This window comes from Spirosoma liriopis, from assembly GCF_023196085.1.
GTDB lineage: Bacteria > Bacteroidota > Bacteroidia > Cytophagales > Spirosomataceae > Spirosoma > Spirosoma oryzicola.
The window spans coordinates 1-12,566 of sequence record NZ_JALPRF010000008.1 but is presented as its reverse complement, the minus strand read 5'-3'; the positions used below and the strand labels follow the sequence as shown (position 1 = coordinate 12,566).

Genomic DNA, 12,566 nt, shown 5'->3' with positions numbered 1-12,566 from the left:
ATGACTATGAAAAAATTCAAAACTGCTTCCGGCGAACCCCCTGTACTGCATCGCAATTCAGCTAATCTCATGCAGAACATGCTTGATGAAGTAAAGGCGAATATCACTGTATTGGCTGAATTTAAAGAATTAATCCCTCCACTCCAGAACATCGAGTATGAGCAATTGAAAACTAATATCTTGAAAGAAGGTTGCCGGGAACCCCTGTTGATCTGGCAAACAACTCAGGGAACTGTTGATGGGTCTATAGATACGACACCCATCAACGTCTTGATTGATGGCCATAATCGCTTCGAGATTTGTACGCAACACAATCTAAACTTCAAGATCACTCTACATGACTTCGCAACTACTCAAGCGGTTCGCGACTTCATGATTGACAATCAACTCGGGCGTCGAAACCTCACCCCCGAGCAAATGTCGTACCTGCGAGGTTTGAAATACCGTAACGAACGCCAAATAGCAGGTCGGCCCATCCAAGAAGCTACCACTCCATTGGAGGCCAAAAATGGCCAGGGAGAACGAACTCGGGATAAGCTAGCCAAACAGTTTAACGTATCCCCACGGACCATCATGCGGGACAGCGACTACTCAGAAGGAATAGATCGTCTGGTTCCCGATTTGAAGCAGGATGTGTTGAAGGGAAAACAAAAGGTGTCTAAAGAGGTCATCCGGGAAATTGGTCGATCCGTTTCGGCGGAGACTGCTCCACTTTCTTTATCTGATGTGATGGCTATCACACAGACTGAACAGGCGTCAGCCGAGCCGTCTGACACAACAAGTGATGTTTCAGAGTTGATGAAGCAAATCGTTCAGATCGCCAACAGTTTAGATCCCAACAGTGCCCAATTTGTTAGCGACTGCGATCAACTATTGATTTTAGTAACTAAAGCAAAGCAACATAGCAGATAGATTTTCTATTGTCCAATAATAATGGTGTCAAACTGGCACCATTACTTGACAAAAATAATGGTGCCAGTTTGACACCATTATTGCAGGCAGAAGCTGTTCCTACCAACGTTATCTCCAAGCTATAGATTGAGTCTTACCAAACGCTGATCCGATCCTGTTCAGGTTTATACATTTTGTCACCTGGCTGCACATTAAATGCATTGTAGAACGGTGTGAAGTTCATCAGCGGTCCATTCACACGCCATTTAGCTGGTGAGTGCGGATTCGTGTTAACATACATGCCCATGTACGCATCTCTTGTTTTGACGCGCCAGATCCGGGCAATCGATATAAAGAAGCGCTGATCGGGTGTAAAACCGTCCAACTTGGTAGTCCCCTTTCCCTGCTCAGTTAGTTTGAAGGCATCATAGGCGATAGCGACACCCGCAATATCAGCCGTATTTTCCCCTACCGTCAAAGCTCCTTTCACGTGCACCGAATCCAGCACCGTAAAGGAGTTATACTGATCAATCACCTGCTGTGTCTTCGCTTTGAATTTAGCGTAATCTGTCTTGTTCCACCAGTTGGTCACGTTACCATCTTTGTCGTATTGTGCTCCCTGATCATCAAATGAGTGCGTTATTTCATGACCGATTACCATTCCAATTCCGCCATAGTTAAGCGCATCATCAGCGTTTACATCAAAATAAGGTGGTTGTAGAATACCCGCCGGAAACACAATTTCATTCAGTGGAGGATTGTTGTAAGCCGTTACCGTGGGGGGAGTCGTATGCCATTCCGTTCGGTCGACAGGTCGCCCTACTTTGGCCAACCTATCCAGGTAATCGTGCTTAGCCGCCGACAGCCGGTTTTCAAAATAAGCGTCTCTTTTTATCGCCACCTGCGAGTAATCACGCCACTTGTCCGGATAACCTATTTTTTGCGAGAAGGCATACAGTTTGTCTTTCGCTTTAGTCTTGGTCGAATCACTCATCCAGTCCAGGCGGTTAATACGGGCCTCAAATGCTTTTTTAAGATTATCGACCAAAACAGCCATTCGTTTTCTAGCCGATTCGGGAAAGTATTTTTTGACGTACAACTGAGCCAATGCATCACCCAGCGACCGATCGACAGCTTGCGTCATCTCTTCAGCCCGCGTCTGCTTAATGGCTTGGCCCGTCAGAATTTTGCTATAGGCGAACGTTGCATCGATAAACGGTTGACTTAGAAAATTTGCGTAATTAGTTAATGCACGAGCTTTCAAATAAGCTTTCCAATCATCAATCGCAACGGACGTTGCCATCGTATTCAACTGATCATAATAAGCGGGCTGCCCTACATTAACCGAATCAACTTGTAAACCCAAGTCGGTCAACAGCGTTGTCCAGTGCAGATTAGGCTGTTTGGAATCCAGAGCTGCGACCGCCATTTTGTTGTAGTTGGCCTTTACATCTCTGAGTTCGATATTGGTTCGATGAGCAGTAGCCAATTGCTTCTCGATAGCGTATGCAACAGTGGCATTCTTTTCCGCAACCGTTGGCTCCGTACCAATCAACTCAAACAGACGAGTAAGGTAATTTTTGTACGCCTTTTGAATCAGAAGCGTTGACGAATCGGTTTTGAAGTAATAGGCTCGTTCGGGCAAGCCGATACCAGTTTGACGAAACTGAGCAATATTGATTTTGCTTTGTTTTTGATCAGGACCGACGTAAAAGCCAACAATAGAGCCATTCCCGGCCTTTTGCTCTTCTGCTACAAACTTAAGCAGCGAAGAAACATCCGTAAGAGCGTCAATACGGGCAAGTAACGGTTTGATCGGTTCGTAACCGCGGTTGTTGATAGCAGTCGTGTCCATACCCGAAGCATAAAAATCACCTACTTTTTGTTCGAGACTTCCAGGTACGTTGCGGCTTACTGAAATACTATCCAGAATTCCTTGTAACCGGATACGTTGTGGGTAATTTAAAAAAGAGTAGGAGCCTACGCCCGTTTGAGAAGCTGGTATACGAGCGGTATCATACCAAATACCGTTAGCGTAGGTAAAGAAATCATCTCCTGGTTTTTTGGAAGCGTCGATTCCGGCTAAGACTACCCGTTTTGTAGTCGGGATCGCTGTTCGCTGGCAGGCTCCGGCCATCAACAAGGCCAGCGAAAAAAAGACTAATCGTATCATGATTTGTGATGATAGGGGTCAATTCAGACCAACCAATTTTGTGCAAGTTCAAAATTGGCCTAATTTCAATTGATCTGAAATAGTTGGGTAGTAAAAAATGATCGTTGATGACAATCAGCGATGTTCTTATCTGCGGAAGGGTCGGGGAGGACTAATTCCGATTTACAGCTACCCAACTTGCGAGCCCTAATAGTTGGTCCCAGCCGCACATTCTTCTGAGACCCATCAGACAGGGCGTAGACCAAGAAGCTACGAGCACCAAATGACAATCCTCACGGACTATAAGCTAGCAGGCTAGACAGTAATCCACATCTCCAGCAGCGCGTAACTTAAACTCTTCCCGTGCATGTCCATTGTGAGGGAGGTTGTTACACCACCATTCAACGCTTGCTGGCAGACAAATTGAAGGGCAGGTAAGTTAGGTAGTTCGTACCGGGTAATTTCACCAAGCACAATATCGCGCAGGTGCTGTTTGACGGCTTCGGCTGTAACCTGATCGCAGAGCAGCGGATAATCTTCGGCTTTATAGGGAATAAGCGAGAGCGTGAGGGTATTGCCTTTGTCGCCCGCCCGGCTGTGGGCAATGTCGTAGAGCTTGATGGTCATGACTGAAAAAGGGTTACCTGTGGCGTTAGTTGGTGACGATCTATAAGCGTTGATACGATACCCACGAGTTCGTGAACGTACTTCCGGGCACCGCCCCCGCCCGCCGGACCATTAGTGTAAAGGGCTTCGACTTCTTCACCTACTAACGCAGCCTGTTGCGCTGTTGACGCTTTCCCGGCTACCCGCAGCCGAATTTCGTAAGGATCTGGATAATGACCAAAGTTGGTTCGATGCACCGACGTGCTGCCGATATAGTCGATCCGTAGGTCGGTGAAATAATCCTGTAGCCGCTCTTGAATGATAGTTCCGGCTAGTTTTGCCCGGTTGAGAGCGTTTGACCCAGCGTATGAAATCTCTCCTTCACCAATAAAACCCGCTTCATAACCTACGCTAACTTTCAGCGTATCAGGCCGGGCTTGACCTTGTCCACCCGAAGCCTTAACCTGATTGGGTCCCGTTTCAGTCAATCGTACTTGCGTAAAATCAGCGACAACGTCGGGGGTAATGTAACGGCTGGGGTCCATGACTTCGTAGAGCAGCTGTTCTTTGGCTGTCGATAGACTTAACACGCCACCCGTACCAGATACTTTACTGAAAACAGCCGTGCCATCCGACGAAACATCGGCAAAGGGGTGGCCCAGACGAGCCATGTCGGCTACGCCTTTACGACCGGGATCAGCAAAGTACCCGCCCGTAAGTTGACCCGCACATTCCAGTAAATGCCCAATGACCGTACCCTGTCCCAACGGGTTGTAATTGTCCAGCGACCAGCCAAATTCGTGAACCAGCGGAGCTAAAAAAAGCGATGGATCGGCTACCCGACCCGTAATGATGATGTCGGCATCGGTGGCCAAGGCCGTTAAAATGGCATCGATACCCATGTAAGCATTGGCCGACACCAGTAGACCAGATTCGGATAGGGGTTTACCCGTCTCCAACGCCACTTCGCTACCCGAAAGCAGGCTGAATACATCGTCGCCCGTGACAGCCGCTACTGTGACCGATACAGATAGTTGTTGAGCGATATCGATAATTTTTTGGGCAGCCGCCAGCGGATTGGCTGCGCCCATGTTGGTGACCAGACGAACCTTATTCGCCACTAAATGCGGTAACAGACTAACAATTCGGCGTTCCAGTAGGGGATCGTAACCTAGTTTGGCATCCTGCCGTTTGCGTTTCTGCGCCAGCGCGATGGTACGTTCGGCCAGACATTCCAGCACCAGATAGTCTAAATTACCTTGCTGAACCAAAACGAGCGCCGGGTCGAGCCGGTCGCCGGAAAAGCCAGCCCCGCAACCTATCCGAACAGTTGATTTCATACGTGAATCGAGCCAGTTAAGAGAGCCGCCAGCGTCATTACGATTGTGGTGCCGAAAGCCCATTTGAGAATAAATTTCTGGTGATCGCCCAAATCCACTTCCGCCAGACCGACCAGCAGGAATGTCGATGCCGTCAGCGGACTAACCGGAAAACCAACCGTCATCTGACCCAGCAGAGCGGCCCTGCCAATCTCCAGCGGGTCGATGCCAAACTGGGTTGCCGTCTGACTCAGGATCGGGACAACGCCAAAGTAATAAGCATCCGGTGTAAATAGCAGACTGGCGGGCATACTGGTGATGGCTGTCAGCGTTGGAAGCCAGGCCGCGTGTTGCTGGGGAATCAATGAAATGACGGACGTAGCCATAGCGTCAATCATTTTGGTACCGGTCAGGATTCCTGAAAAGACACCAGCGGCAAAGATCATACTCGATACCATGAAAATGTTATTACCGTGGCTTCTAAGCACCTTTTGTTGGTCGGGTAAGTGAGGATAATTAAGCAATAAGGCAACCGTAGCGGCCAAAATGAACAGGGCCGGAGCGGGTACCCAGCCTTTCATCAGGGTAGTAATCAGGGCAACGGTCAGTACGGCGTTTACCCAGAACAGACGGGGTCGGCGAAATTGCTTTTGCTGGTCGGTCAGGCTTTCCTGATGTACATAGTTCAGGTCACTAACGCCTAACCGTTTGCGTTCTTTTAGCCCAAACCAGTAAGCGACAAAAAGCACCCACCCAATACCGGCTACAATGGCAGGAATATTAGGATTGAATAATTGAGTAGCATCCGTTTTCAGCGTTGAAATAGCCCGCGCTGATGTACCAGACCACGGTACCAAGTGCATAGGGCCCACGCTTAGCGCGACAATCCCCGTAAGGATCAGCCGATTGATACGCAACTGTTTGTAGATCGGTAAAAATGCCGACATGACAATCATAAACGTAGCCGTTCCATCGCCGTCGAGGTGGACGATCATGGTTAATACTGCTGTTCCCAAGATAACCTTTAGCGGGTCACCTTTTACCAGGCGAATAATGGTCGCAATGATCGGGTCGAACAGGCCGACATCCAGCATGGTCCCGAAATACAGCACGGCGAACATGAGCAGAATACCCGTCGGAGCTACCTGCTTGATGCCTGCTAAAATCATCTCTCCTAGTTCTTTCGGTCCAAATCCGGCCAGAAAACCAAATACTAAGGGCACCAGAACAAGCGCTGTAATCACCGACAGCCGCTTAATGATAATCAATACCAGAAAAAGAGCAATGGTAGCGAAACCAAGTAATGAAAGCATAGATCGGATCTAGTTCAAGTTGGTTAGCTACTTAATTTCCGTTCAGCACCTTACTGAAAAACAGTACCTGATAGGGGAGGGCGTTCTGCCAAAATTCCCAGCTATGACCTCCGGGACGTTCGCTGTAATCGTGAGGTGTTTGGTTGAAAACCAGCCGACGATGCAATTCCCGATTAGACTCGATCAGAAAATCATCCACCCCACAGTCGATAACCAGTTTTAACCCATTTGCCTTCATTTTATCGGCCATGCCCACTACTGAATAAGCAGCCCACCCATCGGCTGACTGACTGAATGGCCCCAGAATCTTTTCGAATTCGGCTCTGATATTTTTAGCTGCGTCGGGGGGGAGCTTCCAGATGTTCATGTCCAGATTCAGCGCTCCGCTCATGCTGCCAGCTGCACAATACAGATCGGGGTGACGCGTAGCCAGGTACAATGCGCCGTAGCCGCCCATCGACAGACCTGTAATAACACGCCCTTTCGGACTGCGGATGGTACGGTACGTGTTATCAATCTTATCAACGACCTCTTTGGTCAGGTACGTTTCAAACTGACTGTCTTTGATAACCGGACTGTCCAGATAGTAGCTGAAGGCTTCTCCTTCCGGCATGACGATAATGAGGCCATATTGGTCAGCGAGCCGTTGAATTAGGGTTTTATCGGGCGTTTTGGTAATCCAGTCGTTGAAGTGGCCAAAGCCGCCGTGTAGTAGGTAAAGAACCGGGTACGCTGTTTTGTTTTTGGACGAGGAGGCATAGGCGTCAGGTAAAACGACCACTGCCCGCAGGTTTTTTTTCATCACTGTACTGGGTACGTCCAGCGAATCGACCTTAGCTGCGTAGAGGGGAAAGGTGAGCAGAAAACTACTGAAAACTAGTAGTTGGATAGTGTGCTTAAATTGTTTCGATACACGCATACTCGCTTAATGATTTTTTAGCCTTGATACCCTTTCGATGCCGTTGTTGAATAGGCTGTTCCGGTTAAACTTTATTCAGTACAACAGGTAGAACCTGTCAAATATAGGAGCGTATGCGGTTTAATCGTTCTATGGCGAGTAGGGGTATGGTGTTATCAGCCTTATTAAATGAAAATGTGTCTTTATAAAATTTTAGTAAGGCTACGGAATTTTCATAAACAGCCAGAAACGAGATAATTAATGAAGGTCAAAGCAGGTAAGGAGGAAATCGGATACTTACTTGAAAAAGTTATAGATACGTATGAACTGGCGACAGGTCAGCGCATCATACGCAATACCAATCCGAAAAATTATGAGGACATAGCGAAGCTACTAAGTTCGATTAGTAATGAATTACCAAACACGGCGGGGCAACTAGATCACGATTCCTATCCGCCTGATCCGAATCCCAGGCAGGTTGATTACCCCCGTAGAAAGTATGACATTACAGGTGTACAAGTAAAAGACGCCTACAACCAACTTGTAGCCAATCCTCGGTCATTTTTGATCGACGCCTGCTACATCTACTTGTACGGCGTCGGTCGTAAAGGTTTTAGTGAAAATCCGCAGGACATCAATCTCATCGAAGGAGTGGATGCGTCGGTAGCGTTGCAGTTAGATGAGCAGGAAGCACTCCGGCAGCAATTGGTTATCTGCCAGCAGGAGCAGGAAGCTGCCACGCAGCAATTGACGAAAACCTACAGGCAAAAGAGAAGAGTGTGGCTAGCTAGTTTGCTTATTTGTCTGGCTTTGCTCGGCATGGTCAGCGCTCGTTGGTTGATCGAAAGAAACGAATGGGCTACGGTTCGTAAAGACTTGAACATTTTGCCTTACCAACCTACGCAGGCCGAGATCGATAGTCTGTCGGGAATATGGCTGTACTACACAGGAGCCCCTCAGGCACGAGCGAATGACCCTAACCGATTCCATCAGGTGGCTAATAACCTCGTAGAGATTAGCTACAAGAATGGGTATTTTATCTTTAACCGACACGGCGCGAATATCGACCACATCGGCTACATGCAGTTCGAAGCCCCGGCGTTGGTGTCCATTTATTCGCGGGTGAAGAACAAGAGCGGTAAAGTCGAATCGCCCATTCACGCCTTGTTGCGATTGGATAAAGGCAAAGGTTATCTGACCAGCATCGCCACCACCTGGAGCTTTGATATGGGCGACGGCAACGACATGATCGGTATCCGAAATGTGTTTATTAAACAGGGTAAAGGGGGGGCATTGGAAGAAATCACTAATACGACAGAAAACGCGAACTGCCATTGTAAAATCATAAAGTGGATTCAGCCCGATAAACCTGCCAAAACGTTTCAGTTGAAATATCGCCTACTAGACACCTTGGCCAACGAGTCCTTGAAAGCGCTGATAAATGAGAAAAGTATTCTCTTGCGTGAACCCCGCGAGGGCGTTATTCTTTCGCCTGCACTGAATGAAGAACAACGTTAAGAAAGGCATATGCGTAGTTTGCAAAAGGTCAAATTCAGTACTATACCCCACTCGCTTGCAAGTCTGATAGAGATAGATCGGAGTAGTTGCACACACGTAGATTCTTTACTATTTACTAGCTGTCGTAACTTACACTGAGGCTTGTTGCTGACATCAGGTGTCTGGGCCGCTTTTTGTGTGGCCAGCCAATCAACGATATCGTTTTCTATGCATCGAACGATCATGACTGCAACATCATCCGACCAATCGGCCTAGCTGTAAACAGCGCGAACTGCCGGAAATAGGATCGGTTTTAATTAATACCTTTTTCGCAATGAAATTTCCTTTCTGGATTGGGTTAGCCACAATGATCATCAGTGTAGGGTTCGTTCGCTGGACGACTACCAGCCGATCTGTGGCCGTTACAAAGCCCAATGTTGTCTTTATTCTGACTGACGATCAGGGTTGGGGTGACCTAAGTTTGCATGGTAATCGTTTCCTTCAAACACCTAATCTCGATCGACTGGCCCGCAGCGGTGCACAGTTTGACCGTTTTTTCGTCAGCCCGCTTTGTGCCCCCTCCCGCGCTAGCCTGCTCACAGGCCGCTACCACCTTCGTACGGGGACGATCTCGGTAACGCAGGGATGGGAACGCATGCGCAGTGATGAACTCACGCTGGCTGAGGTTTTTCGTCAGAATGGCTATGCCACCGGCTGTTTCGGCAAATGGCACAACGGCGAACACGCCCCCGAAGATCCCAACGGGCAGGGGTTTGACGAGTTCCTAGGCTTTTGTGCGGGTCACTGGAATAATTACTTCAATACAGAACTGCAACACAACGACCGGATGGTGTCTACCAAAGGGTTCATTACCGATGTGCTGACTGACGCAGCTCTTAAATTCGTAGATAAGAATAAATCCCAGCCCTTCTTTTGTTACATACCTTTCAATGCCCCCCACAGTCCTCATCAGGTGCCTGACCGGTATTTTGATAAATACAAGGCTGAAGGGCTTGACGATGAGTTAGCCAGCATCTACGGCATGGTCGAAAACGTGGACGATAACGTAGGCCGCTTGCTGACCAAGTTAGACCAACTAGGTTTGGCACAAAACACAATTGTCGTGTTTGCAACGGACAACGGACCTAACGGTCACCGGTTCAACGGCGACATGAAGGGGATCAAAGGGTCAGTGGACGAAGGGGGTGTGCGCGTACCTTTGTTTGTGCGCTGGCCGGGTAAGATCCGCACCCAAACCCGGATTAAACCTAATGCCGCCCATATCGACTTGCTACCGACACTGGCGGATTTATGCGATCTCCATTTTAAACCGGCCCATCCCCTCGATGGCCTCAGTCTGGAAGGACTGTTGCTAGGAAAAACGAATACATTGCCCGACCGTCTGTTGTTTACGCATGTGGCAGGGGTGAATAACAACCTTCTTCCCGCTGAGCCGGGGGGCGCACGCACGGATCAATACCGTTTGGTCCGACAAAAAGGACAGACGCACCTGTACGATATGCTGAGTGACCCCTCGCAAACGACAGATTTGTCCGCCAAACTGCCCCAGCAGGTACAAACGATGCAAACTGCCTACAACCGCTGGTTCGATGATGTATCTGCATCAATAAATCTTTTCCGCCCTGCGCCGGTGGCGAGTCACCGGGTGTTGTTACAAGCGCCTGAAGCTCACTTTTCGGGCAAGGTAACCTATAAACAGGGTAACGGCTGGGCTAATGATTGGCTCATAAACTGGCAGTCACCGGCTGATTCAATCTGGTGGGACGTGCTGGTATCTTGGCCGGGATCGTACCAATTAAGCCTGCAATACACCGCCCCGGATGCCGCTCGGGGAACGATTCTGACCCTGACAACCGGTAATCAGACATTGCAACAAACCCTGCCTAGAGGCTTCGATCCTCCCCTGATCCCGAGTCCCGACCGCGTTCCGCGCAAGGAGGTTTACGAGAAAACATGGGCCTTGTTACCACTTGGTAAACTCGAATTACCCGTGGGCAACCACCGGATTCTGCTGCGGGCAGCATCAATTCCAAAAGGGCAGGTCGCTGAAGTGAAGGCGCTGCTGCTGACCGCAACTCGGTAAGGTCGCTCCTGAAAGTGGCCTTTTTGTGTTGGCCGTTTATGTTGGATTATCGTTGATTGTGTTGTCCTGAAAAATTATGGGGATGTTATTGGACTTCGGGCGCGAGCTGCACAGTGGTATTTAATTGGTAACCGGTTAGTGAAGTACCAGCGAAACCCATTCTCGTTCGAATTTGATTTGGCGATTCGGCGGGTGAAGCCATGACCGTGATTAAACGAAACTCCACCAACGACCACGCTATCCGGGTCTTTAGTTACTGCTGATCTGGTTGAGTAAATTAGAAATATAGGCTTTTAATTCGTCCACATCGACGTCCATAAAAAAAGATACCGCGGCTACCCATTGCCGACAATAGACAACTTCGTCCTTAGTAGAACAAAATAAAGATTCGTAGTTCCTATGTAATTAACACAAATGGGCCAAAATGCCTTATGAAGACGAAAAAGAGCTCATTTACTCCTCATTCCGGGGACGAGCTTTTTCTCTCAAATTCTGCTAATATAAGTAAGGGCAACTAGCCAAATAGCTTGTTAAAACAACCGTTCGCCTGGGGGGCGGGGAGATGTATGCGGCCTACCGAGTGGTAAGTGACTTATGTAGTGCTATTTCCTTGCTCCAATTGTACTAAGCCACTGGACGGATGGCCAAGCCGCAACGGTGCGTTGCTGTTTGCCTTCTAAAGTGGGGCGAGTCTTGATGAGTTGTCTAAAGTCTAAGGAATGGTACACGGGGAGATTATCAACCCAGCTATAGTGTGTTGACGTACTCATTACACCTTGGAGGTTGCCGCTGGTAAGCCACTTAACTAGCGTATCGAGTGCAGGCAGGCTATCAACAAAAGGAAATTGAGTATCAACTACCGAATAGCGATCTGGTCAGTCGGCAAAAATTTCATTATGCCAGTTTGACGCCCCTTATTGGTATTACGCTCATCAACGGTGTTGGTCTTTTTGTGGGTCCAGAAGCGAATGTTTCTTTAGGCCAAAGCGTAAGGAGCACCAATGCGGTCCCCATCGAAGTGGGCATCAGTAGTCGCCTGTCGTATCGGTATCGATGGCTTGGTTTATAAATAGGTTATTTTAAAAGCCTGAATGAATTTACATTTTTAGATTTAGGAGCACGCTTTGGGTTTACTAATCAGACTTGGCAAGCTGGTCTGATGTTAGTGCCTGGTTCGCTGAGAAAAGAAGGCCGATAGTAGCTTAGCCACAAAATGTATTCAGTTGAACGGGTCAGCCTGCCCTCAGGCAACGCCTAAGGGTTGCTACTACTGGAAGTTACTACCAACACACATCGTCAGCATGTCAAGCTACTACGACCCTAACTCTTCTTACTTACTTACTTACTACCTATCTATATCTATCACCCCTTAGCCCAGACCAGCAATGATCTGGGCTTTTTTGAATGGCGTAGAAGGGAATGGCAAGCTAGGTAGGCTTTACATCAAAGTTCCCGTCGTCAAGGAGACTCGTTTCATAAAACCTCTCTCTTAACCAGACAAAGGATCATGCATTGCATGAAGACGTGGTCAACAACCGTTCCTCTCTGAATGCCCCTAAAGCTCTAGTGTCCTGAATTCGGATACAATCCTCCAAGAAACGGTTACTCTGCCCCCCCAGCGCTTGCCTACTTTTGTGGCGGTCAACATAAACGATAATACCAGCTTATGAAACGGGTAAACTTAGGAAGCCAGGGGCTGGTGGTGCCTGCACTTGGTCTGGGCTGCATGGGGATGACTGCAATGGCCCACAGGGATATCTATGGAAAAGCCGATGAAGCCGAGGCT

9 protein-coding genes are annotated in these 12,566 nt (G+C 48.4%); 4 read left to right on the top strand and 5 right to left on the bottom strand.

Annotation, left to right across the window (positions count from 1 at the left end; translation table 11 throughout):
• Positions 1-6: 6 nt before the first annotated feature.
• Entirely contained in the window at positions 7-912 is a 906-nt protein-coding gene (locus M0L20_RS26125; protein WP_248480129.1) for a ParB N-terminal domain-containing protein, read from the top strand.
• Positions 913-1,045: 133 nt separating this feature from the next.
• Here the strand turns inward: M0L20_RS26125 and M0L20_RS26120 are convergent, their stop codons facing one another.
• The 5 genes from M0L20_RS26120 to M0L20_RS26100 all read right to left on the bottom strand — a co-directional run bounded on the left by M0L20_RS26120 (position 1,046) and on the right by M0L20_RS26100 (position 7,200).
• On the bottom strand, positions 1,046-3,064 hold the full coding sequence (locus M0L20_RS26120) for a M13 family metallopeptidase (protein WP_248480128.1): 2,019 nt from the start codon (positions 3,062-3,064) through the stop codon (positions 1,046-1,048).
• A gap of 294 nt (positions 3,065-3,358) precedes the next feature.
• Positions 3,359-3,670 (bottom strand): AtuA-related protein, encoded by a 312-nt coding sequence (locus M0L20_RS26115; protein ID WP_232563565.1) that lies wholly within the window; start codon positions 3,668-3,670, stop codon positions 3,359-3,361.
• Complete coding sequence (locus M0L20_RS26110) at positions 3,667-4,989, bottom strand: acyclic terpene utilization AtuA family protein (RefSeq protein ID WP_248480126.1); 1,323 nt, start codon at positions 4,987-4,989, stop codon at positions 3,667-3,669. Before M0L20_RS26110 ends, M0L20_RS26115 begins: the two co-directional genes overlap by 4 nt.
• Positions 4,986-6,281 (bottom strand): CitMHS family transporter, encoded by a 1,296-nt coding sequence (locus tag M0L20_RS26105; RefSeq protein WP_248480124.1) that lies wholly within the window; start codon positions 6,279-6,281, stop codon positions 4,986-4,988. Before M0L20_RS26105 ends, M0L20_RS26110 begins: the two co-directional genes overlap by 4 nt.
• A 31-nt stretch (positions 6,282-6,312) precedes the next feature.
• The gene (locus tag M0L20_RS26100) at positions 6,313-7,200 is read right to left on the bottom strand and encodes an alpha/beta hydrolase (RefSeq protein WP_248480122.1); all 888 of its coding nucleotides are present in this window, start codon (positions 7,198-7,200) and stop codon (positions 6,313-6,315) included.
• A gap of 240 nt (positions 7,201-7,440) precedes the next feature.
• Between M0L20_RS26100 and M0L20_RS26095 the strand changes: the two genes are divergently transcribed.
• From M0L20_RS26095 to M0L20_RS26085, 3 genes are all read left to right on the top strand, one after another.
• Positions 7,441-8,697: a hypothetical protein gene (locus M0L20_RS26095; protein ID WP_248480120.1), complete on the top strand. Its 1,257-nt coding sequence runs from the start codon at positions 7,441-7,443 to the stop codon at positions 8,695-8,697.
• Between the two features lie 313 nt (positions 8,698-9,010).
• The gene (locus tag M0L20_RS26090) at positions 9,011-10,780 is read left to right on the top strand and encodes an arylsulfatase (protein ID WP_248480118.1); all 1,770 of its coding nucleotides are present in this window, start codon (positions 9,011-9,013) and stop codon (positions 10,778-10,780) included.
• 817 nt (positions 10,781-11,597) lie between these two features.
• The gene (locus M0L20_RS26085; RefSeq protein ID WP_248480117.1) at positions 11,598-11,849 is read left to right on the top strand and encodes a hypothetical protein; all 252 of its coding nucleotides are present in this window, start codon (positions 11,598-11,600) and stop codon (positions 11,847-11,849) included.
• The last annotated feature ends 717 nt before the right edge of the window (positions 11,850-12,566 follow it).